This is a genomic window from Streptomyces sp. BF23-19 (assembly GCF_041106355.1).
In the GTDB taxonomy this organism is placed as follows: Bacteria; Actinomycetota; Actinomycetes; order Streptomycetales; family Streptomycetaceae; genus Streptomyces; species Streptomyces virginiae_A.
Genome location: NZ_JBGBPT010000012.1, coordinates 1 through 24004 on the forward strand (window position 1 = coordinate 1; position 24004 = coordinate 24004).

Consider the following 24004-nt stretch of genomic DNA (forward strand, 5'->3'; position numbering starts at 1 on the left):
TGGCGCATCACCAGCGCTCCGACGTGTGTGCGGTGCCGGCCGCGGGCATCGTCGCCGAGGCGATGGTGGCCCTCGTGTTGGCGGACGCGGTCGTGGAGAAGTTCGGTGGTGACTCCGTCCCGGAGACCCGTCGCAACGTCCGCTCGTACCTCGACAACCTGCAGATCCGGTGACGGCCGGACCACTGGTCGTCCTCGTCGGACCCATGGGGTCCGGCAAGTCCACGGTGGGGGCACTGCTCGCCGAGCGGCTCGGCGTCCCCTTCCTCGACACCGACCACGAGGTGCAGCGCCGTACCGGCCGGACCGTCGCGGACATCATCACCACCGACGGCGAGCCGTCCTTCCGCGAGCTGGAGCACGAGGCGGTGGCCCGCGCCGCCGCCGAACACACCGGAGTCCTCGCCCTCGGCGGCGGCGCGGTCCTGCACCCGGGCACGCGCGCCCTGTTGGCCGCGCTGCCCACGGTCTTCCTCGACGTACGGGTCGACGAGGCCATGAAGCGCCTCGGTGACGGTGCGGGCCGACCGCTGCTCGCGGACGGTCCGCAGCGGCGCTGGGAGCACCTGATGGCGGACCGACGCGCGCTGTACCTGGGGCTCGCGCGGGCCGTCGTACCGACGGACGACCGCACACCGCACGAGATCGAGCGCGCGGTCACCGAAGAATTGGAGCTGGAGAAGGCATGACCGGGCAGTCAGTGACGCGGATCCGGGTCGGCGCGAGCGCGGCGGCCGAGGCCTACGAGGTCCTGGTCGGGCGGCGGATCCTGGAGGATCCGGCCGAGCTGCAGCGGCTGATCGGGCCGCACGCCCGCCGGGTCGCGCTGATCCACCCCGAGGCGCTGACCGCGGTGGCGGGCCGGCTACGGGCCCAGGCCGAGGAGCTCGGCTGCGAGACGATCACCCTGCGGGTGCCGGACGCCGAGGCGGCGAAGACCGCGGAGGTGGCGGCCCACTGCTGGCAGCGGCTCGGCCGCGCCGGTTTCACCCGCACCGATGTGATCGTCGGTGTCGGTGGGGGAGCCACCACCGACCTCGCGGGCTTCGTCGCGGCGAGCTGGCTGCGCGGGGTGCGCTGGGTCGCCGTACCGACCACCGTCCTCGCGATGGTGGACGCGGCGGTCGGCGGCAAGACCGGCATCAACACCGCCGAGGGCAAGAACCTGGTCGGTGCCTTCCACCCGCCGGCCGGCGTGCTCTGCGACCTCGCGGTCCTCGACTCGCTGCCCGTCGAGGACCACGTCAGCGGCCTCGCCGAGATCATCAAGGCCGGATTCATCTCCGACCCGGTGATCCTCGACCTGATCGAGGCCGATCCGGCCGGTGCCCGCAGCCCCGAGGGCCCACATCTGCCCGAGCTGATCCGCCGGTCCATCCAGGTCAAGGCCGACGTGGTCGCCGGTGACCTCAAGGAGGCCGGACCGCGTGAGGTCCTCAACTACGGCCACACCCTCGCGCACGCCATCGAGCGATCCGAGCGCTACACCTGGCGGCACGGCGAGGCGGTGTCCGTCGGCATGGTCTTCGCCGCCGAACTCGCCGCTCTGGACGGGCGCCTGCCGGTCGAGGAGGTGGCACGCCATCGGGCGGTCCTGACCTCGGTCGGCCTGCCCGTCACCTGTCGCGGAGACCGCTGGCCCGCGCTCCTGGACACGATGCGGGTGGACAAGAAGACCCGCGGCGCCCGGCTCCGCTTCATCGTCCTCGACGCGGTGGGCCGGCCCGCGGTGCTCGCGGACCCCGCCCCCGAGCTGCTCGAAGCCGCGTACGCGCGGATCGCCGCCGTGGCGCCGGAGCCGGAGCCGGAGCCGGGCGCGCGGTCGGGCGAGCCCCGACGCGTCCTCGTCCTGGGCGGCCCGAACCTCGGCCGCCTCGGCTCCCGCGAGCCCGGGATCTACGGGACCACCTCGTACGCCGAACTCGCCGAGACCTGCCGGAGCCTCGGCAAGGAGCTCGGGCTCGACGTCGAGGTCCGCCGGAGCGACGACGAGGCCGAGCTGATCCACTGGCTGCACGAGGCCGCCGACCTCGCGCTGCCCGTTGTCCTCAACCCGGCGGCCTTCACGCACTACTCCTACGCGCTGCGCGACGCGGTGGCACAGCGCACGGCCCCGCTGATCGAGGTCCACCTGTCCAACCCGCACGCCCGCGAGCCCTTCCGGCACCGGTCGGTGATCTCCCCGGTCGCCAGCGGCACCATCGCCGGACTGGGCACGGACTCCTACCTGCTGGCCCTGCGCTCGCTCGCCGGGTCGGCCCCGCGGGCCGGGGCCGAGACGGCCGCCGGACCGGGCACGGGAGCGGACCGTTGAGCCGGCGCCCGCGCCGGGCCGCCGTCCTCGGATCGCCCGTCGCCCACTCGCTCTCCCCGGCGCTCCACAGCTGCGCCTACCGGGTGCTCGGCCTCGACCACTGGTCCTACGACCGCTACGAGGTGGACGAGCACGTCCTGCCCGGCTTCCTCGCCCGACTGCGCGACCGGGCCGAAGGCCCCACGTGGGCGGGCCTGTCGCTGACCATGCCGCTCAAGCGGGCCGTGATCCCGCTGCTGGACGAGGTCACCGTGCGCGCCGCCGCCGTGGAGAGTGTCAACACCGTACTGAGGACCCCCGACGGGCGGCTGACCGGCGACAACACCGACATCCCCGGTCTGGTCGCCGCCCTGCGCGAGCGGGGCGTGCACCGGGTGGAGTCCGCCACCCTGCTCGGCGCGGGTGCCACCGCCGCCTCCGCGCTCGCCGCCCTCGCGGAACTCGCCTCCGGCCCGGTCACCGTCTGCGTGCGAGGCCCCGAGCGCGCCGCCCGGATGCGTGCGTGGGGAGAGCGCCTCGGGGTGGACGTCCGGACGCTCGCCTGGGAGCGCGCCGGCGCCGCGTTGACCGCGCCCCTGGTCCTGTCGACCACCCCCAAGGGAGCCGCCGACGTCCTCGCCCGCGCCGTCCCGGCCCGGCCCGGGGTCCTCTTCGACGTCGTCTACGACCCGTGGCCGACCCCACTCGCCGCAGCCTGGTCCACCGCCGGCGGACCGGTCCTCAGCGGGCTCGACCTGCTCGTCCATCAGGCGACCCGACAGGTCGAACTCATGACGGGCCGCGGCCCGGCCCCGCTCGCCCGGATGCGCGCGGTGGGCAGCGCGGCCCTGGCCACCGCCGCGGCGATGTGCTGACCCCGCGCGCCGACCCGGCCCGCCCGCACCACCGCGTACGAACACCGCAGGAGATGAAGCAGATGAGCGCAGTTCAGTTCGGGATCTTCACGATCGGGGACGTCACCACCGATCCGACGACCGGGCGCAGGCCGACCGAGAACCAGCGGATCAAGATGATGGCCGCCATGGCGGTGAAGGCCGAGGAGGTCGGGCTCGACGTGTTCGCCACCGGCGAGCACCACAATCCGCCCTTCGTGCCCTCGTCACCGCCGACGCTCCTCGCGTACATCGCGGCCCGCACGTCCGAGATCATCCTCTCCACCTCGACCACGCTGATCACGACCAACGACCCGGTGAAGATCGCCGAGGACTACGCGACGCTCCAGCACCTGGCCGACGGGCGGCTGGACCTCATGATGGGCCGGGGCAACACCCCGGCCGTCTACCCCTGGTTCGGTCAGGACCTACGCCGGGCGATACCGCTCGCGGCCGAGAACTACGAACTGCTCCACACCCTGTGGAGGAAGGAGAACGTCAGTCGGCAGGGCACGTTCCGCACACCGCTCCAGGGCTTCACCTCCACGCCGCGCCCGCTGGCCGGCGTACCGCCCTTCGTCTGGCACGGCTCGGTCCGCTCCGCCGAGGTCGCGGAGCAGGCCGCCCTCTACGGCGACGGCTTCTTCGTCAACAACATCTTCGCGCCGACCGGCCACTACAAGCAGCTCGTCGAGTTCTACCGCGAGCGGTACGCGCACCACGGCCACGGCACCCCGGAGCAGGCCGTCGTCGGCCTCGGGGGCCAGACCTTCCTCAAGGCCCGTTCCCAGGACGCCTTCAAGGGCTTCCGCCCCTACTTCGACCGCTCGCCGGTCTACGGGGGCGGCGCGTCCCTGGAGGACGTCGCCGATCGGACCCCGCTGACCGTCGGCAGCCCGCAGCAGGCCATCGACAAGACGCTCGCCTTCCGCGAGATCTACGGCGACTACCACCGCCAGCTCTTCCACGTGGACCACGCGGGGATTCCGCTGGAGGCAGCGCTCGAACAGATCGAGATCCTCGGCACTGAGGTCGTGCCGGTGCTCCGCAAGGAGATGGCGGCGATCCGCCGCCCGGACGTCCCGGACGCACCCCGCCACCCCTCGGCCCCGCGCACGTAGGCACGGGGTGCGGGACGGAGCGGGTCAGGCGGCCGGGGCGGGCACGGGTTCGTCCTCGCGTGCGGCGGCGGCCGGGAGGCGGGTGACCCGCCACCAGGCGGCCAGGGCCTTGAGGGCCGATCCGGCCGCCAGACCCCACGCGGCGCCCGCCACCCCCCACACCGCGTACCCGCCGAGCAGCAGCCCCACGGACAGCAGCGAGAAGACCACCTGCAACGACAGCGTGGCCTTCGGAGCGAGCACCCGCAGGGTCAGCAGCGCGCACGTGCCGAGCCCCATCACGGCGTACTGCGCCCCCGTGGCCGGCAGCAGCGCGGACGCGCCCGCCCAGGTGTCGCCCAGCAGTTCGCGGCCCAGCCGGTCCGGCAGCAGGTACAGGGCCGTGGCCCAGCCCGCGCCGACCGCCGCGAGTACGAGTCCCAGCGCGGCCGTGGCCCGCACCGTGGCCCGCTTGCCGCCGAGCCGCCCGAGGACCGGCGGCCCGAAGGCGTTCGCGGAGTTGAACAGCACGTTCAGCGGCCCGAAGAGCGTGGTCGCACCCCGCAGCGCGCCGACGGCCAGCGGGGTGGCGAACACGCCGAGGCCCAGGACGGCGAGCTGGCTGGAGCCGTTGCCCACCGCGAACTCGACCACGAACCGCTGCCCGAGGTGACCCCGCCGCAGGTACGGCCGCAGGTCGGCTCGGCCGCCGCGCACGTACGGCCGCAGCAGCCACAGCCCCAGGCCCAGCGCCGGCAACGCGGAGAGCCCCCACGCGAGCACCAGCCGCCCGGCCGAGGCCCCTTCGGGCTGCAGGGACAGCGCCGTGACCACGCACACCAGCCGCAGCGCGTCGGCGGCCAGCGCCCGCTCGGGGGCGCGCAGCGCGGAGAAGCAGTACCGCAGGCCGTCCTGGAGAAGCACCAGCGGCAGCACGAGGCCCAGCGCGAGGAAGGCCGTCCCGGTGGCCCCGGGAAGTACGAGGCCCACCACCGCGAGCAGGACGCCCACGGCGGCCGACCCGGCGGCCGTGAAGCCCACGGCCGAACGGCATTCGGCGCCGAGCCTCTCGCCCTTCTCCAGCACCAGGCTCTGGCCGACGTAGGCCATGTTCAGCCCGAGGAGCACGCTGAAGGTCACGTACACCATGGAGAAGTCGGCGAACCCGGACGCCGAGGACAGCCGGGCGGCCAGCACCAGCACCAGGATGTTCGTGGCGCTGGACGCTGCCTGGTCCAGGACGGAGGCGACGGCGGCGAGGCCGCGTCGGCTCATCTGCGGCCCATGCGGACGGTGCGCAGCGCGACGGTGTCGGTGCCGTCACCGGGGATGTGCTGTTCGGGCTCGGCCACTTCGTACGGGATCGGCTGGGGCTGCGGCACGGGCTTGCCGGACTTCGCCCCGGTCCCGGGACCCGCGCCGGGGCCGACGGGGGCCGGGCCGCCCTTGCCCTTGCCGCGCTTCTCGCCGGGCAGCGGCGCGTGCAGCACCGCGCCGAGCACGGTGCCGCCGGCGCCGCTGATCAGCTCGCGGATCCGGGACAGGTCGGTGCGGTGCACGGCGCGCGGGTCGCAGACGACCAGGACGCCGTCGACGCGGTCGACGAGGGCCAGGGCGTCGGCGTAGGAGAGCACGGGCGGCGCGAGCACGACGACCGTGGAGTTGGGGGAGTCGGCCTCGGAGATCAGCCGGGTGGCGCGGGCCGAGGTCAGCGCGCGCGGGACGTTGCGCGCCCGCTCGCCCGGGATCAGGTCGAAGGAACCGGACTCCCCGGCGTCCACGACGAGCTGGCGTCCGTCGGGCCACTCGGTGTCCGAGTGCCGGCCGCCGGCCGAGCCGCCCGAGGTCTGGCTCCAGCGCGGCCGGCCGCCGGCGTCCGTCGGCAGCTGGCTGGCCAGGACCGGGGTGCGCAGGTCGGCCTCGATGAGGAGGACGTCCTTGCCGGTCTCCGCGAAGGAGGCGGCGAGGTTCACGGCCACCGCGGCGGCGGTCTCGCTGCTGCCGCGCGGGGCGACGACGAGCAGGCGGCGCCGGTCGGCGAAGCGGGCGTCGTAGGCGAGCCGGAAGGCCACCGAGCGGTACTCCTCGGCGAGTCGGGGATCGGCCTCACCGGCGGCGAGCAGCGGTCCGCCGCCCGTCCGGTCCCGGGGCAGGTAGCCGAGCACGGGCGCGCGCAGCGCCCGGGCCACGTCGCCCTCGGAGCGCGGGGCCGGGTCGAAGACCAGCCGCACCCAGGCGGCCAGCAGGCCGAGGGCCAGGCCCACGGCCGCGCCGAGCGCGAGCGACATGAGGATGCCGGGCCCGTCGGTGGCGGTGGGCGCGGTCGCCGCGCTGGTGACGCGCCCCGGCGTCATGTCCAGGGCCTCGAGCTTGGTGATCTTGGTGTTGTAGCCGCCGACCTCGCTCTGCAGGTCGGTCTTGGAGGAGCTGGCGGCATCGCGTCCGGCGCCGGCCGGCATCCGGGCGATCTCCTTCGACAGCTCGTCGAGCTGCTTGGCGATCGGGTCGCGCTGCTCCTTGTACCCCTTGACCATCTTGTCGCGGGTGGCGTCGAGGGCCTCCTGCCGCTTCAGCAGGTACGCCTCGGTCATCGTGTTGGCGCGCTTGGCGGCCTCCTTGGGGGAGTCCGCCGTGTACGTGAAGCGCAGCACCATGGTCTGCGGCGGGTTGGTGACCTGCAGCCCGCTGCGCAGGGCGGCGAAGCCGGACGCGTCCACGCCGAGCTTCTTCGCCGCCTCGTTGGCTATGGAGGAGCTGAGCGCGACCTGGCGCTCCGAGCCGATGTTGATCGCCTTGTCCGGGGCGAGGCTCGGGTTGAACGGGTCGTCGGTGGGCGCGCGCAGGACGACGTCGGCGGTCGCGACATAGGTGTCGGCCGTGGAGATGCCGAGGTAGACGCCGCCCAGCAGACCGATCCCGATGCCCGCGCCGATGAGCCTGCGGTAGCGCAGGAGCTGCCGGAACTGATCTCTGAGGAGATCGGGTTCGTCGTCGGCCGGTGCCGCTGCAGGGCGGTTCGTCTCGATCACGGCCGGGGTCCCCCAAGTGCTTCGTCTATCAGTGCGTCGATGCGGGCCAGGCCCGCCTCGCGGCTCAGATGCGCCGCCACATGGCGGGGTCCGGCCGCTCCCAGTGCGTCCGCGCCTTCGGGGTCCTCGGCCAGGGCCCGTACGGCCTTCAGCAGTGCCTCGGGGTCCTCCGGTGGTACGAGTACCCCCGCGCCCGAGCGTTCCACCTCCTGGGCGGTACCGCCCTCCGCCGCCACGGAGGCGACGACGGGCCGACCCGTCTGGAAGTAGGAGGTCAGCTTCGACGGGACGCTCATGTCCAGCACGGCGGCGTGCTGAGTGACCGCGAGAACGTCCGCCGCGGCGAGGATATCCGGGAACTCGCCGTCAGCGGCAGGGGGGATGATGTCCAGATTCGGTACATCCGCCGCGAGATCGGACAGAGCCGACCGCTGACTGCCGTCGCCCATCAAGACGAAACGGACGCTCGGATCCAGCCGGGCGGCGCCCACGAGGACTTCCAGGCCCTGCTTGAGGCCCATGTTCCCGGAGTGCAGGACGACGGTCTCGCCCGGGGCCCAGCCGAGGTGGTGGCGGGTCTCCCCGCGCGGCTTGGTGGGCACGGGCACGTGCGACCAGTTGGGGACGAGACGGATCTTGTCCGGGTCCACGCCCATGCCGACGACCCGGTCCACGAAGGTCTCGTGGATGACTCCGACGAGGGTGGCGCGCTTGAGGGCGTACGCCTCGGCGCGGCCGGCGATCGCGGCGGCCTTGTCGCCGCCGCTGATCCCGCTCTGCGCGGCGGCGGCGCCCATCAGGTCCTGGACGACCGGGACGTACGGGACCTTCCAACGCGCCGCGAGCCGGGCGGCGAGCACGCCGCCGGCCAGGCTGGGCATCTGGGCGAGGACCGCGTCGGGCTTCGGCATCCGGGGCGGAGCCACGGCGCCGTGCAGCAGAATCGATCCTTCAAAGAGGGCGCGCTTCACGGCGGTCTGGCGCGGCGGCACGGTGTGCGCACGCCGGTGCACGGTGACCCCCGCGCGCTGTTCCGTGCGCCGGAACGCCCCCTTGTACTCGGGTTCGAGCGACCAGGCCGGGTAGTGCGGCATGCCCGCCAGGACGTGCGTCTCGTGACCGAGATCCGCCCAGTGCTCCGCGATCTGGGTGGCGTACGGGCCGATCCCCGCGTGCTCCGGAGCGTAATTGGTGGAAACCAGCAGCATGCGCCGCTGACCGGATCTGGACACCGTGCGTCCCCTCTTCCCCTGGATGATGCGCACGTCACCCTATTCGTTCACCCGCATGGTGCGGAACGTGCACGCTATTGTCTGCTAATCCGCTACACCGGGGGGTGTGGCTGCTGGGGGTAGAAGATGACGGAGCACGACATGTCCGACCTTGCCGCGCCTGCGCGCAGGCCGTATCGAGTCGGCTATGCGCCCGGCGCCTACGATCTGTTCCACATCGGGCATCTCAACATCCTCCGGCACGCCCGGAGCCAGTGCGACTACCTGGTCGCCGGAGTGGTCTCGGACGAGATGGCCGAGCTCGCCAAGGGGCGCCGCCCGATGATCCCGCTCGTCGAGCGGCTGGAGATCGTCCGCAGCGTCAAGTACGTCGACGCGGCCTTCGTCGAGACGGTTCCCGACAAGGTGGAGACCTGGAAGCAGGTCCGCTTCGACGTCATCTTCAAGGGCGACGACTGGCGCGGCACGCCCAAGGGCGACCGGCTGGAGAAGGACTTCGCCGCCCACGGCGTCGACGTCGTGTACTTCCCCTACACCGTGCACACGTCCAGCACCCAGCTGCGCCGGGCACTGGACGCGCTCGCGGAACCGGCCCAGGTCCCGGGCCAGATCACCGGCGAACGGCGCTGAGCTCCCGGAACCACTTCGCGAGGAACGCCAGCAGGAACAGCGTGGCGACCACGCCCAGTCCCGCGTAAGCCCAGACGAACAGCTTCCCACCGCCGAGCAGCAGGAACACCAGGCAGAACACCCCGTAGTCCACGGGCAACAGGGCCACCGCGCGCGCGGTCGACGGCGCGGCCGCCGCGCTGCCGGGTGCCGGCTTCGGCTTGAGCTTCTCGGTCAGCAGGCCGCCGAAGAAGGTCACCACCGCGGCGAATTGGAAGCCCAGCGGCACCAGCAGCCAGCCGTCCGAGCCCGTCCCGTACGCCTCGGGGAAGCGGTAGAAGGCGATCAGCACACAGGAGTGCAGGGCGGTGAGCTTGGCCGCGTCCACGACGTGGTCGAGCCATTCACCGGCCGCGCTGCCACCGCCGCGCAGCCGGGCCAGCTGCCCGTCGGCGGAGTCGAAGGCGAAACCGACGGCGAGGGCGGCCCACACCACGATCCCCAACCCCCATGAGGGGGCGGCCAGCGCCACCGCGGCCACGGCGGCGAAGCTGAAGGCGGCACTGATCAGCGTCACCTGGTTCGGGGTGAGCCCCAGCGCGTACGAACCGGCGGCCAGATACCGCCCGGTGGGCCGGTTGACGAACCGGGAGTAGAGCGACACCCCCTTCGCCGACTTCTGCGCCCCGCGCAGTTCCTGCAGCGCGGTCGTGACTCTGCCCATACAGGGACCCCCTCCGAGATGATGTCGAACACATCATCGCAGTACGAACAAGGGGACTGGTTCCGGATGTCGGATACGTCCGGAACCAGCGGCACCCGCCGGGCCGTCGCTCAGCTCACCACCCTCAGCAGCAGCACCGACCGCGCCGGGACCGTCAGGGTCCGCCCGCCGCGGTGCCGGGTCCGGGGAGGATCGGACTGGGCCTCCAGGGAGGTGTCCAGGACGACCTCGTACTCCTCGGCCCACGGCGCCTCCGGCAGGACCCAGGCCACCGGCCGGTCCCCGGCGTGCAGCAGCGCGAGGAAGCTGTCGTCCGTCACCTGCCGGCCCCGCTCGTCACGACCCGGGATGTCCCGCCCCGACAGGTACATCCCCAGCGCGGCGGCCGGCGCGTACCAGTCCCGCTCCGTCATCTCCGCGCCCGCCGGCGTGAACCAGGCCAGGTCCCGCAGCCCGTCCGCGCCCTGCGAGCGCCCGGAGAAGAACGCCCGCCGTCGCAGCACCGGATGGGCGTGGCGCAGCGCGATCAACCGGGAGGCCAGGGAGAAGAGCGACTGCCAGGCCGGATCCTCCAGCAGCGACCAGTCCACCCAGCCCGTCTCGTTGTCCTGGCAGTACGCGTTGTTGTTGCCGTCCTGCGTCCGCCCGAACTCGTCCCCGGCCACCAGCATCGGCACCCCCGTGGACAGCAGCAGGGTGGTCAGCAGGTTGCGCAGCTGGCGGCGGCGCAGCACGCCGATCCGGGGATCGTCGCTCTCGCCCTCCGCCCCGCAGTTCCACGACCGGTTGTCATTGGTCCCGTCCCGGTTCGCCTCCCCGTTGCCCTCGTTGTGCTTGCGCTCGTAGGTGACCAGGTCGCGCAGGGTGAAACCGTCGTGCGCGGTCACGAAGTTCACCGAGGCGTAAGGCCGCCGCCCGCCCCACGCGTACAGGTCGCTCGACCCCGACAGCCGGTAGCCGAGATCCCGTACGTCGGGCAGCGCGCCCCGCCAGAAGTCCCGTACGGCATCCCGGTAGCGGTCGTTCCACTCCGTCCACAGCGGCGGGAACGCCCCCACCTGGTAGCCGCCCGAGCCCACGTCCCACGGCTCGGCGATGAGTTTCACCCGCCGCAGCACCGGGTCCTGGGCGATCACCGCGAGGAACGGCGACAGCATGTCCACGTCGTGCATCGACCGGGCCAGCGCCGCCGCCAGGTCGAAGCGGAAGCCGTCCACCCCCATCTCCGTGACCCAGTAGCGCAGCGAATCCGTGATCAGCCGCAGCACGTGCGGGCGCCCCGCGTGCAGGGTGTTCCCGCAGCCCGTGTAGTCGGAGTACCGCCGCTGGTCGGACTGGAGCCGGTAGTAGCCCCGGTTGTCGATCCCGCGCAGCGACAGCGTCGGGCCCAGCTCGCCCGCCTCCGCCGTGTGGTTGTAGACCACGTCGAGGATGACCTCGATGCCGGCCGCGTGCAGGGCCCGGACCATCCGTTTGAACTCCCCGACCTGCTGCCCGGCCGTACCGCTCGCCGAGTACCCGGCGTGCGGGGCGAAGTAGCCGATCGAGTTGTAGCCCCAGTAGTTGCGCAGCCCCCGGCGCAGCAGATGGTCCTCGTGCGCGAACTGGTGCACCGGCAGCAGCTCGACCGCCGTCACGCCCAGCCTCGTCAGGTGCTCGATGGCCGCCGGGTGGGCCAGGCCCGCGTAGGTGCCGCGCAGTTCCTCGGGAATACCCGGATGGCGCATCGTGAAGCCGCGCACGTGCAGCTCGTAGATCACCGAATCGGCCCAGGGGGTCTTCGGCCGGACGTCGTCCGCCCAGTCGTCGTCATCGTGGACGACCACGCCCTTGGGGACGAACGGCGCGGAGTCCCGGTCGTCGCGCACGGTGTCCGCGATGTACTGCTGCGGCCAGTCCCGGACGTGCGCGTACACCTCCGGGGGCAGCGTGAAGTCCCCGTCCACGGCCCGCGCGTACGGGTCCAGGAGCAGCTTCGCCGGGTTGTAGCGGGCGCCCGTCCAGGGATCCCAGCGGCCGTGCACCCGGAACCCGTACCGCTGCCCGGGGCGTACGCCCGGCACGAACCCGTGCCAGATCTCGTGCGTGTGCTCCGTCAGGGTGCACCGGGTCTCGGCGCCGGCCTCGTCGAACAGACACACCTCCACCGCCTCCGCGCCCTGCGCCCACAGGGCGAAATTGGTGCCCGCGGTCCCGTCCGGACCGTGATGGAACCGGGCCCCCAACGGATGCGAGGACCCCGGCCACACCGGTGCCCCCGGGCGCGCGTGCACCCGTACCACCTGGCTCCTGACCTGGCCGTTCGGCCGCTCCTTCAGTCGGCCGTCGATCTGCGGTACGGGCACGGCCCGGCCGCTCCGCACCGCTTCCGCGGCATTGCTGACGGCTTCCACCGCCTCCTGCTCGGCTGCGCTCGACACTGCCCGCCTCCACGGCTCCTGGGTACCGGCGGGGGTAGGGGAGAGTGCGGCCCCGGCGTCCCGGCCTGGGCCCGCCCCCGTCTGGTCCTTCACACTGTTCTGCCCGGAGAGATCTGCCCGGAACGTGGCCCGCGCTCACGTTTCCCCCGCAGCGCCCGGTCGTTGGAGGGATCGTGACACTTCTGACGAGGCGGGCAGGGGCGGGCTTGGCCGCCGTGGCGGCATGGGCGGGCCTGCTCGGCGGCCTGGCCGGATGCACCCAGGACGGCAAGGCCCCGGTGGAGATCCAGCTGCCCGGCAAACCCCGCTCGCCGGACGAGGCCATCCGGATCACCCCTGACGACAACGCCAAGGAGGTCCCCGCGGACGGGCGGTTGTCGGTCACCGTGCCCGAGGGCCGTCTGGAGCGGGTCGTCGTCACCAAGGTGGAGGACGCGCAGCAGGAACAGGTCCCCGGCGCCATCGCCGAGGACGGGCTCAGCTGGAGCCCCGACCCCGCGTCCGGACGGCTCGCGCTCGCCGCCAAGTACACGGTGGACGCCGTCGCCCTCGACGGGCACGACCGCCGCCAGGCCCGCCACACCACCTTCACCACCTACGTTCCCGAGGAACGGTTCATCGGCTACTTCAAGCCCGAGAACCGTTCGACCGTCGGCACCGGGATGATCGTCTCCTTCCGGTTCAGCCGTGGCATCGAGCGCCGCGCCGAAGTGGAGCGGGCCATTTCCGTCACCTCCGACCCGGGCGTGCAGGTCGTCGGCCACTGGTTCGGGCGGGAGCGGCTCGACTTCCGGCCCAAGGAGTACTGGAAGCCCGGCACCAAGGTCACCGTGAAGATGGACCTGCGCGACATCGAGGGCGCGCCCGGCTCGTACGGCATCCAGGACAAGACCATCACCTTCACCGTCGGCCGCTCCCAGATCTCCACCGTGGACGCGGCCGCGCACACCATGGAGGTCCGCCGGGGCGGGCAGCTGGTGTCGACTGTGCCGATCAGCGCCGGGGCGCCCAAGACCACCACGTACAACGGGAAGATGGTGGTGATGGAGATGTTCGACGTCACCCGCATGAACGGCCAGACCGTCGGCTTCGGCGGCGAGTACGACATCCCCGACGTCCCGCACGCCATGCGCCTCACCGCCTCCGGGACCTTCCTGCACGGGAACTACTGGTCCAGCCCCGACACCTTCGGCACCACCAACCAGAGCCACGGCTGCGTGGGCCTGCGCGACGACAAGGGCGGCGGCTCCGACACCCCGGCCGGCTGGTTCTTCGACCGGACCCTCGTCGGGGACGTGGTGGAGGTCGTGAACTCGCAGGACAAGACGGTCGCCCCCGACAACGGGCTGGGCGGCTGGAACATGTCCTGGGCGGACTGGGTGGCCGGTTCCGCCATCGCCTGAGCACGGGCGGCGGCGCCGGCCCACGCACGCCTGTGCGACCGACACCGAGGCCCCGACCCCCGTTCCGGCTGCTCAGCGGCAGTTGGGACGGAACGGTGACAAGACCGTGGCTCATTGTGATCCCTCGCTGTGATTACCTGTCGACAAGCGCGCGACAGTCCGCGCGCGGGGGACATGGGGAGAACACGAGTGAACCTGCAGCCGATACGCGGCCGTGCCCGCACCGGCCTGCCGGCCCTTCTGCTGGGGGCGGCCCTGCTGTTCACCACCGCGTGCGGTGGCGGTGGCGGTGGTAACAGCGGCGGCAGCGGTGGCGACAACGCCGGGGGTGGCGGCAAGACCGGTACCGAAGCCTCCAAGGCGGTCGTCAGCGTCAAGCCCGACGACGGGGCCAAGGAGGTCGCGACCAGCGGCGTCCTGAAGGTGACGAGCACGGGCGGCAAGCTCAGCACGGTGACCGTGGCGGACACCAAGGGCAACGCCGTCGAGGGCAAGCTCGCCGACGACGGCGCGACCTGGGAGCCGGTCCGCCACCTGGCCTCCGCCACCGAGTACAAGGTGCACGCGGTCGCCAAGGACGAGGCCGGCCGGGAGTCGGCCAAGGACACCACCTTCACCACCCTGACGCCGACGAACACCTTCGTGGGCCACTACACGCCCGAGGACGGCGCCACCGTCGGCGTGGGCATGCCCGTCTCGATCAACTTCACCCGGGGGATCACCAACCCCGAGGCCGTCGAGAAGGCCATCGCCGTCACGGCCGAGCCGCCCGTCCAGGTCGAGGGCCACTGGTTCGGCAACGACCGCCTCGACTTCCGCCCCGAGAACTACTGGGCCGCGGGCACCAAGGTCACCGTGAAGCTCGCCCTCGACGGCGTCGAGGGCCGCCCCGGCGTCTACGGCAAGCAGACCCGTACGGTCACCTTCACCATCGGCCGCTCGCAGGTCTCGACCGTCGACGCGAGCGAGAAGCAGATGCAGGTCGTCCGTGACGGCCAGGTCTTCAAGAACGTCCCGATCACCGCGGGCGCCCCGTCGACGACCACCTACAACGGTCAGATGGTCATCAGCGAGAAGTACGAGGTGACCCGGATGAACGGCGCGACCGTCGGCTTCGGCGGCGAGTACGACATCGCCGACGTCCCCCACGCCATGCGCCTGTCGAACTCCGGCACCTTCGTCCACGGCAACTACTGGGCCTCCTCCGGCACCTTCGGCTCGTCGAACGTCAGCCACGGCTGTGTGGGCCTGCGCGACCAGCGCGGCGGCGGCGACCCGGACGCCCCGGCGGCCTGGTTCTTCAACGAGTCGCTGATCGGTGACGTGGTCATCGTGAAGAACTCGAAGGACAAGCAGATCGCCCCCGACAACGGCCTCAACGGCTGGAACATGCCGTGGGCGGAGTGGATCAAGTAGCCACGTCGCGGACGTCCCGCACGTCGCGAACGTAGTCCGGGTGGCCCGGTGCTGTGACCCACAGCACCGGGCCACTTCACGTTAACCGGCGCTAACCTGGCCCCTATGACCCTCTCTCTCGAAGTCTCCGAAGGCGTCGGCACCATCCGCCTGGACCGGCCGCCCATGAACGCCCTGGACATCGCCACCCAGGACCGGCTGCGCGAGCTCGCGGTGGAGGCGACCGACCGGGCCGACGTCCGCGCGGTCATCATCTACGGCGGCGAGAAGGTGTTCGCGGCGGGCGCGGACATCAAGGAGATGCAGACGATGGACCACGCGGCGATGGTCGCCCGGTCCCGCGCGCTCCAGGACGCCTTCACCGCCGTCGCCCGTATCCCCAAGCCCGTCGTCGCGGCCATCACCGGCTACGCGTTGGGCGGCGGGTGCGAACTCGCGCTGTGCGCCGACTACCGGATCGCCGCGGACAACGCGAAGCTCGGCCAGCCCGAGATCCTGCTCGGTCTGATCCCGGGCGCGGGCGGCACCCAGCGGCTGTCCCGGCTGGTCGGACCGTCCAAGGCCAAGGACCTGATCTTCACCGGGCGCATGGTCAAGGCCGACGAGGCGCTGACCCTCGGCCTGGTCGACCGGGTGGTGCCCGCCGCCGAGGTGTACGAGCAGGCGCACGCCTGGGCCGCGAAGCTGGCGCAGGGTCCGGCGATCGCGCTGCGCGCCGCCAAGGAGTGTGTGGACGCGGGCCTGGAGGCCGACATCGACACCGGCCTGACCATCGAACGCAACTGGTTCGCGGGCCTGTTCGCCACCGAGGACCGCGAGCGCGGGATGCGCAGCTTCGTCGAAGAGGGCCCGGGCAAGGCGAAGTTCGTCTGAGTCGAGGCCTCGGCCGCGGACCCTGGTCCTCCCTGTGGGTGGATTAGCCAGGCCTTAAGGCAGCCTTAAGGAGATTCGGTGATCCACTGGCTGTGATCACTTCTGTGCGACGTGTCACCGCAGGTCAAGCTGTGCGCCAAGGCCTTCCGATTGCCTCCCGCATATGACAGGACACCCCCTTGGAGTTGTTGAATCCGGGGGGTGTTTTCCTGTGGAACGGCCCGGGACGGCGGGTCGGCCCTCCATGATGGGTGCATGGCGGGCCTGGAAGGTGTGGAACAGCCGCGGCAGCGCGGCAGCGCTTCGGCGGTGCGGCTCACGGCGGCCGTTGAGGACGAACAAGGCCTCAAGGCGCTGGAGTTGTACGGAAATCCGGCCGAGGGTGAAGTGACACTGCCGTCCATGCCGGAGTCGGCGAGCACCGCGCGCCGGCTCACCCAATGCGTGGTGGTCCGCCTTTGGGGTCTCTCCCCGCAGATCGCCGAGCATGCCGTCCTGCTGGTCTCGGAGCTCGTCGGCAACGCGGTCCGGCACACCGGGGCCCGCTCCTTCGGCTTACGCATGCTGCGACGTCGGGGCTGGATCCGGGTGGAGGTGCGCGACCCTTCGCGGGGGCTGCCCTGCCTGATGCCGGTCCATGAGCTGGACACCACCGGCCGCGGCCTCTTCCTCGTCGACAAGCTGTCCGACCGCTGGGGCGCTGACCTGCTGCCGCGCGGGAAGATCACCTGGTTCGAGATGCGGGTCGCCGACCGCCAGAACCCCTGAAGCCCCCGGACCGTCCGAAGCCCTGGAACGCCTGAAGCCCCCGTGCGCCGTGTGGGGCGGTTTGGGGGCTTCATGGGTGCGCCGAGGATCTAAGGGGGTGTGATCCTCGGCGTGGCGACTTCGCTCGGGTCAATGGGAAGTCGTGGTTCCGACTATGACAGACGAGGGCCCGAACGCCAAAAGTCCCTACTTGGACATAAGTGGGCAAATCATAAGACTTTCTAGCTAAATCCTAGGTGAGGTGGGCCACCCGCCTCGTAATCTACGAATAAGTATCGACTGCTCTGTGTAAATCGTTGATCACATAGCGAGCTGGTCGCCCGATCGGCCCCCTCCGGCGACCGTACCGAATTGGGTCAATCGTTATCTTCCGGGTCATTGCCCCCTTAAATGGGCAGGTGCTCTCACAACCAGGCCGCCGCGCGGCCCTGCGCGTGGCCCTACGCGCGGCCGCTCTCGGGCCGGCCGGCGCCGCCACGGCCGGCCTCACCGCCGCCTGCGGACCGGGTCGGCCCGCCACCGCGTCCTCCGGCTCGACACCGGGTCCGGCCCGCCCGGCCCGCCCGGCACAGGCGGCCCCGGCCGCCGCCCCGCGCCGCTTCGCCGGGCAGCCCGTGGAGATCGGCCACGGTCCGCGCGACCGCCCCCGGGTCGCCCTCACCTTCCATGGCAACGGGGACCCCGCCATCGCCCGGTCGGTGCTGGCCGCGGCCGAGAAAGGGGGCGCGCGGGTCACCGTACTGGCCATCGGATCCTGGCTCGACGCCCACCCGGAGCTGGCCCGGCGCATCCTCGACGGCGGCCACGAGCTCGGCAACCACACCCAGCGCCACCTCGCGATCAACGAGATGTCCGAGGCGGAGGCCTACGCCGAGATCACCGGCTGCGCCCAGCGGCTCAAGCGGCTCACGGGCTCCATCGGCACCTGGTTCCGGCCCTCCCAGGCCCGGTACGCGACCCCGCTCGTCCAGAAGCTGGCCCAGCGGGCGGGCTACCCGCACGTCCTCTCGTACGACGTGGACTCCCTCGACTTCACCTCGCCCGGTGCCGCGGCCGTCATCCGCACCGTCATCGGGACGATCCGGCCCGGATCGGTGGTGAGCCTGCACTTCGGCTACGCGGACACGGTCGACGCGATGCCTCCCCTCCTCGAAGAACTCGCGCGCCGCGAACTGCGCGCGGTGACCACCACGGAGCTGCTGACCCCATGAAGACCACCCGCCTTCCCCGGAAGGCCACCGTGCTGCTGGCCGGTCTGGTCCTCGCCGCCCTGGCCGGCTGTGGATCGGCCGGCAAGGGACCCGCCGAGGCGCTCGGCACCAAGGGCCCGGCCAAGCCCGTCAAGGCCGCGCCGGCGGCCCCGCCCGGTCTGCCCGGCATGCCGCCCGTGCTCGATCCGAACGACGTCTACGCGGCGGACCGGCCGAACAAACTCTCCCCCGTGGTCAAGGACTTCCCGTCCCGCGTGTACGTGCCGAACACCAACTCCAACACGGTGTCCGTCATCGACCCGGCGACGTACAAGGTCATCGACACCATCCCGGTCGGGGTCCAACCCCAGCACGTGGTCCCCTCCTGGGACCTGAAGACCCTGTGGGTCAACAACAACCGCGGTCACACGCTCACCCCGATCAACCCAGCCACCGGCGAGGCCGGCAAGCCCGTCGAGGTGCACGACCCGTACAACCTGTACTTCACGCCCAACGGCAAGTATGCGATCGTCATGGCCTCGATGGACAAGGAACTGGTCTTCCGCGACGCGCACACGATGGACCGGGTGAAGACGGTCCCCGTGACCTGCTACGGCGTCAACCACGCGGACTTCTCGGCCGACGGGCGCTACTTCATCGTGAGCTGCGAGTTCTCCGGCGAACTCCTCAAGGTCGACACCGAGCGCATGGAGGTCGTCGGCCAGCAGAAGCTGCCGTTCGAGGGCGCGATGCCGCAGGACGTCAAGGTCTCCCCGGACGGGAAGACCTTCTACGTCGCGGACATGATGGCGCACGGTATGTGGGTGCTCGGCGGGGACGCGTTCGACACCCCGAAACTGCTGCCCACCGGCAAGGGCTGCCACGGCCTCTACGTGAGCCGCGACTCCAAGGAGATGTACGTCTCCAACCGGGGCGAAGGCACCATCTCTGTCTTCAACTTCCCCGAGAACAAGCTCACCAAGAAGTGGACGCTGCCGGACGGCGGCAGCCCCGACATGGGCGGGGTCTCCGCCGACGGCAAGGTGCTGTGGCTCTCGGGCCGCTACAACTCCGAGGTCTACGCGATCGACACGCAGACCGGCAAGCAGCTCGCCCGGATCCCGGTGGGCGGCGGACCGCACGGACTCGCCGTGTACCCGCAGCCCGGCCGCTACTCGCTCGGCCACACCGGCATCTTCCGCTAGGGGGTGTCTTGTCGATCAGGGCGGATCAGTGACCGCGAGCCCGCCCTGATCGGTGGTCCGGTCGGGTGCGAAGGGTTGGAAGTTGGCGACGTAGGCGTAGGTGCCGGGCGGCACGGCCTGGGCGGGCTGCGGGGCCACCATGGGCAGGGCCAGGCCGGCCACCAGGACGAGACCTGCCACCAGCGCCCGCAGCAACCCACCCCCACCACGTGCGACGCGCTCGAAGGCCAGGTGGCGCCGACGACGGGAGGGCCTCCTGCGCGCCCACCCCCCTCACGGTTTGACAGATGGTCACAGCGATCCTCCCGACCGGGCTGACAGAACGGGACGGATTATGACAGTTCGTTATATTCGGTAGGGCGGGGACAGCGACCGCCCCGACCATGGGCCGGGGCGGTCATCCGGACGTGCGTGCGCCCTGGGCCGTCTCTTCCGGATCTTGCCGGGCGGCGCGGGTCGGGCAAGATCCGCAAGAGGTGGTCCGGGTCGGAGCGGTGCCCCGGAAGCTCGCACAGCTCCCGGGGCACCGCCGTCCATGCGTCGGACCCACGGGCTACCGAACGACCGGAAGACGCTCCGTGGGTCGCTTGACGAAGCCCGTACGTCGGACGAGTTCCGTGACCTCTCCACTGCGGTCGATTCGCCTCACGGCGAGGTGGGGTCGACGAAAAGCGGGGCTATTTTCTCGCGTCCCTCGCGGAATTCATCGGAGGCCCCCAGGAAATGCGGGTGGACGGGATCCGACCGGAATGCGGAAAGGGTCCGCGCCGGATTTCGACCTGCGGAGGTCCGCGTGGACGCAGGCGACTCGGGCCGGCCTGGTCGAGGGCCATCGGGGCAGGTCGGCGATGTGTTCGGCGCTGAACCGGCCGCTTCCTGGACGCACGCCGATCGGCGCGGCGCCGCCGTCCTCCGGGACGTGTCGGCGGGTTCGGGTGAAGGGCGGGCGTCGAATGACGCGTCGGCCGTGATCGCCATCTGATGGATCGCCCTCGTCGCCACTTGTCCCTGGGAGCCCTGTGCTCCTGGTGTGGTGGCAATGTCGGTACGTTATGTCGTCGCCCCGGAGTGTGACAAGGGGAATCTCGGTCCGCTCGGCCGGAATTATCGATTCCGCTTACGGGCCGGTCATGGAAATGGTTCGGCCGCTCGAACGGGACCCGAGGCGGGGGCGGACCGGGGCGGCCGCTACCCTGGGCCGGTCAACAAGGCATCAAGAAGGAGTGGACCCAGTGGCGGACATCGAGAGCGCACGGACGACGTTCGGCAAGTTCGACGTGAACGGTGACGGCTTCGTCACGGCCGACGAGTTCAAGGCGGCCATGGCGGCCATGGGCGACCCGTTCGTCACCGGCCCCGTCGCGGACGCCGTGATCGCCGCCAAGGACAGCAACGGCGACGGCCTGCTGAGCTTCGACGAGTTCTGGGCCTCCCTGAACAAGTAGTCCCTCCGCCGCCGCCCCGCGCGCTGCCCCGGACCACCGGTGCGGGGCGGCGGCGTGCGTCAGGCCTGCGGCCCGGACATGTCCTCGACCTCGCCCAAGGCCTCCTCCAGCCAGTGCAGCCAGAACGTCTCCAGGGCGATCCCGCCGTGCAGCACGAGCCGACGCAGCCGGTCCTCCACGGCGTCCCGCCCCGGCGGGAAGTCCTTCTCCTCGATGGCCTCGTACTGGGCGAGCTGGCGCCGGTGCAGCTCCAGATGGCGCCGCAGCTCGGGACCGAGCCCCTGCGGCCCCACGACACCCGCCGCCCGGATCCGTAGCAGCAGCGGGTCGCGCATCGGCTTGGGGTCCTGGCTCTCCGCGACCCACCGGGCCAGCTCCGCGCCGCCGGCGGGCAGCACCTCGTACTCCTTCTTCTGCCCGCGCACGGGCACCTCGCTCGGCAGCTCCCGGATCAGCCCGGACTCCTCCAGGCGCCCCAGCTCGCGGTAGATCTGCTGGTGCGTCGCCGACCAGAAGTACCCGATCGACTTGTCGAACCGCCGGGTCAGCTCCAGCCCGGACGAGGGCTTCTCGAGCAGGGCGGTGAGGATGGCGTGCGGCAGCGACATGGCGCCATCCTAGGTTTGCGGCGGGACCGCCCCCGCACGGCGGCCCCCGGACGGGCGCGGCCCGGTGGCGGCGCCGACCCGTCGTGGCGAGGCTGGGGGGCGTGGCTGCCGAATACGACTACTCGGACCTGACCGCCCTCTACGTGAACTGCACGCTCAAACGCTCACCCGAGACCAGCAACACCGAGGGCCTGATCGACAAGAGCCGTCGGGTCATGGAAGGGGCCGGCACCCGGACCTCCCTCATCCGCGCCGTCGACCACGACATCGCGACCGGGGTCTGGCCCGACATGACCGAGCACGGCTGGGAGAGCGACCAGTGGCCGGTCCTCTACAGCCAGATCATGGACGCCGACATCCTCGTCCTGTGCGGCCCCATCTGGCTCGGCGACAACAGCTCCGTGATGAAGCAGGTCATCGAGCGGCTCTACGCCTGCTCCTCACTGCTGAACGAGCGCGGCCAGTACGCCTACTACGGGCGGGTCGGCGGCGCACTGATCACCGGCAACGAGGACGGCGTCAAGCACTGCGCCATGAACATCCTCTACAGCCTCCAGCACCTCGGCTACGCGATCCCGCCGCAGGCCGACGCGGGCTGGATCGGCGAGGCCGGCCCCGGACCCTCCTACCTGGACCCCGGCTCCGGCGGCCCCGAGAACGACTTCACCAACCGCAACACCGCCTTCATGTCCTGGAACCTCATGCACCTGGCCGCCCTGCTCAAGCGCTCGGGCGGCATCCCGCCGCTCGGCAACCAGCGCTCGCAGTGGGACGCGGGCTGCCGCTTCGACTTCCCCAACCCCGAGCACCGCTGAGCCCGTGCCCGTGCCCGTCAGGAGGAGGAAACCCGGTGGAGCAACTGCTGAGGGTCCAGAACTTCACCGTCTCGCGCGACGGATTCGGCGCCGGTGAGGGCCAGAGCCTGGAGCGGCCGTTCGGCCACGCCGATCCCGGCGAGATGTTCGCCTGGGCCGGAGCCACCGCGAGCTGGCCCAACCGGACCGACCCGGGAGGGAGCCGGGGCCTCGACGACTACTTCACCCGGGACTTCGCGCACAACATCGGCGCCGAGATCATGGGCCGCAACAAGTTCGGGCCCCAGCGCGGGCCCCGGGTCGACCATGACTGGCGCGGCTGGTGGGGCGAGGAGCCCCCGTTCCACACCCCCGTGTTCGTCATGACCCACCACACGCGTCCCTCGTTCACCCTCTCCGACACCACCTTCCACTTCGTCGACGCCGACCCGGCCACGGCCTTGGACCGGGCGCGGGAAGCGGCGGAGGGCAAGGACGTCCGGCTCGGCGGTGGGGCCACCACCATCCGTGAGTTCCTCGACGCCGATCTCGTCGACACCCTGCACGTGGCGGTCTCGCCGGTGGAGCTCGGATCCGGCGTCAGACTCTGGGAGTCCCCCGAGGAGCTGCTCGACCGGTTCCACCTCGACGTCGTGCCCAGCACGAGCGGCGTGACGCACCACCTGTTCTGGCGCAGGTGACGACGGCCCGGACCGGGCCCACGCCGTTGCCCACGCCGTTGCCCGGGTCGCCCCACTGCCCGGTAGCGAGCGGCGGGTGAACCTGGCCTGCTCCGGCGCCGAGACGGTCAACGTTCTGAGCACGGCGGCCGGCGGGCAGCCCTACCTGGGGGAGGCCCCGCAGACCGACCGGCTCGCCGCCGTCGCCCGGACGTCACGGGTCAGGCTGATCGCACTGTCCATCGGCGGGAACGACCTCGGAGGACGGCTGCGCCTTCAACGACCGGGACGCGGACCGGGCGGCGTACACGCTCGTCCCGAAGATCGGCGACATGGTCGAGGCGGTGGCCGGTGCCCGCGGTACCGACTACCTGGACCTGCGGGACTCGCCGGCCGGACACGAGGTGTGCGCGCTGGGCACGGAGCAGGTGGGGCAGGGCGGCCCGGACGCCCGGCAGCACGAGTGGTTCCGCTTCCTCGACCACGCCGATACCCAGGGCACGCTGGCGGAGTCCATGCACCCCAACGCCCACGGTCAGCGGGCGATGGCCGCCTGCCTGGGCCTGGTCGCGGCCGCGGCCCCCGGCCGGTACGCGTGCGCGCAGGACTGGTTCGGCGACGGCGACCCGAGCAGGATGCGGATCCGGCCGGCGGGCTGACGCCTCGTACGGAACTCGCCGGGCCCGGGGCGCGTGAGCCCCGGGCCCGGCGTACCGCACCGGTTCAGTGCGCGATGTCCACGACGAACCGCTCCGGCGAGTGCAGGGGGAACGCGCGGTAGTACGGCAGGGTGTCGAAGGCGGCGCCGAAGGTCACGTACCCCTCGTAGTCGCCGGTCAGGGCGATGCCCTTGAGCTTGCTGAGGTTGATCTTCTGCAGCTTCGGGCCCTGGTAGACGTTCTGCCCCGCGTCGTTGTGCGCGGCGGCGGGGTGGAGGCGGATCTCCAGGAAGTACTTCCCGGGCAGCGGTACGGGCTTCCCGGACCCGTCGTACACCAGCTGCGGGACGGGAGTGACGGTGACCCCGGGGGCGGAGCCCTGGAGGTCGATGACGATGCGGTCGTACGTGGGGTGCCCTGCCCAGCGGGCGTTGACGACGAGCGGGGTCTGGGTCTGGGCCTGGGTCCTGGTGAGGGTGGAGGCCGAGGCAGGTGCGGCGAAGGAGAGGCAGGCGGCGAGCAGGGCGCCGGTTGCCAGGGCCACGGACTGCCGGAGACGGGCGTGGATCATGTTGTCCCCTCGATTCTCGAGAGACGGGGACGGGTGGCACAGCGTAGGACGCCCGGGGGGACACCGCGGTTCCGCTCGCGGACAACGAAGGGG

At 71.6% G+C, this 24004-nt stretch carries 24 protein-coding genes and 2 pseudogenes; 17 read left to right on the forward strand and 9 right to left on the reverse strand.

The features are described from left to right. From AB8A24_RS09510 to AB8A24_RS09535, 6 genes and pseudogenes are all read left to right on the forward strand, one after another. Nucleotides 1-173, forward strand: a pseudogene (locus AB8A24_RS09510) (chorismate synthase); the annotation flags it as partial. Continuing rightward, nucleotides 170-688: a shikimate kinase gene (locus tag AB8A24_RS09515; protein ID WP_369475332.1), complete on the forward strand. Its 519-nt coding sequence runs from the start codon at nucleotides 170-172 to the stop codon at nucleotides 686-688. The pseudogene AB8A24_RS09510 and the gene AB8A24_RS09515, both read left to right, overlap by 4 nt. Further along, nucleotides 685-1785: pseudogene (gene aroB, locus AB8A24_RS09520) on the forward strand (3-dehydroquinate synthase); the annotation flags it as partial. The gene AB8A24_RS09515 and the pseudogene aroB, both read left to right, overlap by 4 nt. After that, a complete protein-coding gene (gene aroQ, locus AB8A24_RS09525; RefSeq protein WP_369475364.1) occupies nucleotides 1786-2313 on the forward strand; it encodes a type II 3-dehydroquinate dehydratase in 528 nt (175 codons plus the stop codon). Then, complete coding sequence (locus AB8A24_RS09530) at nucleotides 2310-3167, forward strand: shikimate dehydrogenase (RefSeq protein WP_369475333.1); 858 nt, start codon at nucleotides 2310-2312, stop codon at nucleotides 3165-3167. The genes aroQ and AB8A24_RS09530 overlap by 4 nt, the downstream gene beginning before the upstream one ends. 62 nt (nucleotides 3168-3229) lie before the next feature. Further along, complete coding sequence (locus tag AB8A24_RS09535; RefSeq protein WP_369475334.1) at nucleotides 3230-4306, forward strand: CE1758 family FMN-dependent luciferase-like monooxygenase; 1077 nt, start codon at nucleotides 3230-3232, stop codon at nucleotides 4304-4306. Between the two features lie 24 nt (nucleotides 4307-4330). On the opposite strand, the gene AB8A24_RS09540 is transcribed toward AB8A24_RS09535, so the two are convergent. Genes AB8A24_RS09540 through AB8A24_RS09550 form a run of 3 tightly spaced genes read right to left on the reverse strand, consistent with a single transcriptional unit; the run spans nucleotide 4331 to nucleotide 8522 of the window. Beyond that, nucleotides 4331-5560 (reverse strand): hypothetical protein, encoded by a 1230-nt coding sequence (locus AB8A24_RS09540; protein ID WP_328961570.1) that lies wholly within the window; start codon nucleotides 5558-5560, stop codon nucleotides 4331-4333. Next, nucleotides 5557-7314, reverse strand: coding sequence for a lipopolysaccharide biosynthesis protein (locus AB8A24_RS09545; RefSeq protein WP_328961569.1), 1758 nt, complete (start codon nucleotides 7312-7314; stop codon nucleotides 5557-5559). The genes AB8A24_RS09540 and AB8A24_RS09545 overlap by 4 nt, the downstream gene beginning before the upstream one ends. Continuing rightward, the gene (locus tag AB8A24_RS09550) at nucleotides 7311-8522 is read right to left on the reverse strand and encodes a glycosyltransferase (protein WP_328965844.1); all 1212 of its coding nucleotides are present in this window, start codon (nucleotides 8520-8522) and stop codon (nucleotides 7311-7313) included. Before AB8A24_RS09550 ends, AB8A24_RS09545 begins: the two co-directional genes overlap by 4 nt. A 165-nt stretch (nucleotides 8523-8687) precedes the next feature. Between AB8A24_RS09550 and AB8A24_RS09555 the strand changes: the two genes are divergently transcribed. Then, nucleotides 8688-9176: an adenylyltransferase/cytidyltransferase family protein gene (locus AB8A24_RS09555; RefSeq protein WP_328961568.1), complete on the forward strand. Its 489-nt coding sequence runs from the start codon at nucleotides 8688-8690 to the stop codon at nucleotides 9174-9176. On the opposite strand, the gene AB8A24_RS09560 is transcribed toward AB8A24_RS09555, so the two are convergent. Both AB8A24_RS09560 and glgX read right to left on the reverse strand, forming a co-directional pair. Beyond that, complete coding sequence (locus tag AB8A24_RS09560; protein WP_369475335.1) at nucleotides 9157-9879, reverse strand: CDP-alcohol phosphatidyltransferase family protein; 723 nt, start codon at nucleotides 9877-9879, stop codon at nucleotides 9157-9159. The two genes, AB8A24_RS09555 and AB8A24_RS09560, sit on opposite strands and share 20 nt — an antisense overlap. A 110-nt stretch (nucleotides 9880-9989) precedes the next feature. Beyond that, complete coding sequence (gene glgX, locus AB8A24_RS09565; RefSeq protein ID WP_369475336.1) at nucleotides 9990-12299, reverse strand: glycogen debranching protein GlgX; 2310 nt, start codon at nucleotides 12297-12299, stop codon at nucleotides 9990-9992. A gap of 182 nt (nucleotides 12300-12481) precedes the next feature. Between glgX and AB8A24_RS09570 the strand changes: the two genes are divergently transcribed. The 6 genes from AB8A24_RS09570 (at nucleotide 12482) to AB8A24_RS09595 (ending at nucleotide 19154) form a co-directional block, all read left to right on the forward strand. After that, on the forward strand, nucleotides 12482-13702 hold the full coding sequence (locus AB8A24_RS09570) for an Ig-like domain-containing protein (RefSeq protein WP_328965843.1): 1221 nt from the start codon (nucleotides 12482-12484) through the stop codon (nucleotides 13700-13702). A gap of 195 nt (nucleotides 13703-13897) precedes the next feature. Then, entirely contained in the window at nucleotides 13898-15118 is a 1221-nt protein-coding gene (locus tag AB8A24_RS09575; protein WP_369475365.1) for an Ig-like domain-containing protein, read from the forward strand. Nucleotides 15119-15223: 105 nt separating this feature from the next. After that, complete coding sequence (locus AB8A24_RS09580; protein ID WP_266379608.1) at nucleotides 15224-15991, forward strand: enoyl-CoA hydratase/isomerase family protein; 768 nt, start codon at nucleotides 15224-15226, stop codon at nucleotides 15989-15991. Between the two features lie 255 nt (nucleotides 15992-16246). Next, the gene (locus tag AB8A24_RS09585) at nucleotides 16247-16759 is read left to right on the forward strand and encodes an ATP-binding protein (RefSeq protein ID WP_033224517.1); all 513 of its coding nucleotides are present in this window, start codon (nucleotides 16247-16249) and stop codon (nucleotides 16757-16759) included. Between the two features lie 398 nt (nucleotides 16760-17157). Beyond that, entirely contained in the window at nucleotides 17158-17970 is an 813-nt protein-coding gene (locus AB8A24_RS09590; protein WP_328961565.1) for a polysaccharide deacetylase family protein, read from the forward strand. Beyond that, entirely contained in the window at nucleotides 17967-19154 is a 1188-nt protein-coding gene (locus tag AB8A24_RS09595) for a YncE family protein (RefSeq protein ID WP_369475337.1), read from the forward strand. The genes AB8A24_RS09590 and AB8A24_RS09595 overlap by 4 nt, the downstream gene beginning before the upstream one ends. Before the next feature lie 15 nt (nucleotides 19155-19169). Here AB8A24_RS09595 and AB8A24_RS09600 read toward each other — a convergent pair whose 3' ends face one another. Further along, the gene (locus AB8A24_RS09600) at nucleotides 19170-19349 is read right to left on the reverse strand and encodes a hypothetical protein (protein WP_369475338.1); all 180 of its coding nucleotides are present in this window, start codon (nucleotides 19347-19349) and stop codon (nucleotides 19170-19172) included. 508 nt (nucleotides 19350-19857) lie between these two features. After that, nucleotides 19858-20262: a tRNA-dependent cyclodipeptide synthase gene (locus tag AB8A24_RS09605; RefSeq protein WP_369475366.1), complete on the reverse strand. Its 405-nt coding sequence runs from the start codon at nucleotides 20260-20262 to the stop codon at nucleotides 19858-19860. A gap of 124 nt (nucleotides 20263-20386) precedes the next feature. Here AB8A24_RS09605 and AB8A24_RS09610 point away from each other — a divergent pair, with 124 nt between their 5' ends. Next, nucleotides 20387-20599: an EF-hand domain-containing protein gene (locus tag AB8A24_RS09610; protein ID WP_030725318.1), complete on the forward strand. Its 213-nt coding sequence runs from the start codon at nucleotides 20387-20389 to the stop codon at nucleotides 20597-20599. Nucleotides 20600-20658: 59 nt separating this feature from the next. Here the strand turns inward: AB8A24_RS09610 and AB8A24_RS09615 are convergent, their stop codons facing one another. Beyond that, nucleotides 20659-21207 (reverse strand): PadR family transcriptional regulator, encoded by a 549-nt coding sequence (locus tag AB8A24_RS09615; RefSeq protein WP_030725321.1) that lies wholly within the window; start codon nucleotides 21205-21207, stop codon nucleotides 20659-20661. Nucleotides 21208-21299: 92 nt separating this feature from the next. Here AB8A24_RS09615 and AB8A24_RS09620 point away from each other — a divergent pair, with 92 nt between their 5' ends. From AB8A24_RS09620 to AB8A24_RS09630, 3 genes are all read left to right on the forward strand, one after another. After that, a complete protein-coding gene (locus tag AB8A24_RS09620) occupies nucleotides 21300-22022 on the forward strand; it encodes a flavodoxin family protein (RefSeq protein WP_328965841.1) in 723 nt (240 codons plus the stop codon). 35 nt (nucleotides 22023-22057) lie between these two features. Next, complete coding sequence (locus AB8A24_RS09625; protein ID WP_369475339.1) at nucleotides 22058-22702, forward strand: dihydrofolate reductase family protein; 645 nt, start codon at nucleotides 22058-22060, stop codon at nucleotides 22700-22702. 311 nt (nucleotides 22703-23013) lie between these two features. After that, on the forward strand, nucleotides 23014-23340 hold the full coding sequence (locus AB8A24_RS09630; protein ID WP_369475340.1) for a hypothetical protein: 327 nt from the start codon (nucleotides 23014-23016) through the stop codon (nucleotides 23338-23340). 64 nt (nucleotides 23341-23404) lie between these two features. Here the strand turns inward: AB8A24_RS09630 and AB8A24_RS09635 are convergent, their stop codons facing one another. Next, the gene (locus AB8A24_RS09635) at nucleotides 23405-23911 is read right to left on the reverse strand and encodes a hypothetical protein (protein WP_369475341.1); all 507 of its coding nucleotides are present in this window, start codon (nucleotides 23909-23911) and stop codon (nucleotides 23405-23407) included. Between the last annotated feature and the right edge of the window lie 93 nt (nucleotides 23912-24004).